This is a genomic window from Klebsiella sp. S69, from assembly GCF_016516145.1.
Classification (GTDB): domain Bacteria; phylum Pseudomonadota; class Gammaproteobacteria; order Enterobacterales; family Enterobacteriaceae; genus Klebsiella; species Klebsiella oxytoca.
In genome coordinates this window covers 1-205 of sequence record NZ_JACVUU010000126.1, presented here as the reverse complement: position 1 = coordinate 205, position 205 = coordinate 1, and the positions used below count along the sequence as shown (strand labels likewise).

Annotated in this window: 1 protein-coding gene; it reads right to left on the bottom strand. The window is 68.3% G+C overall.

Going from position 1 to position 205, the window contains the following annotated elements; translation table 11 throughout:
• The coding region (locus IAE27_RS29490; protein ID WP_200093447.1) for a hypothetical protein at positions 1–205 on the bottom strand (205 nt) is incomplete at both ends.

Genomic DNA, 205 nt, shown 5'->3' with positions numbered 1-205 from the left:
CCGCTCACCTTCAGTTCCTGACCGGGGGCGAGCGTCGCGCAGCTGCTCTTTGCGCTCAGCCGGGTCTGGTCGTTCAGGTAGCGCTCGTGACGCAGGCGAGCATAAAACGCCCCGCTCTCCGGCGCCGGGTCGCGCGGATGGCTGTCGCCCGGCGTCAGGTAGTTATCCCCCCAGTGGTACGCCTCGCCGTAAGTGGTGCTGTCGC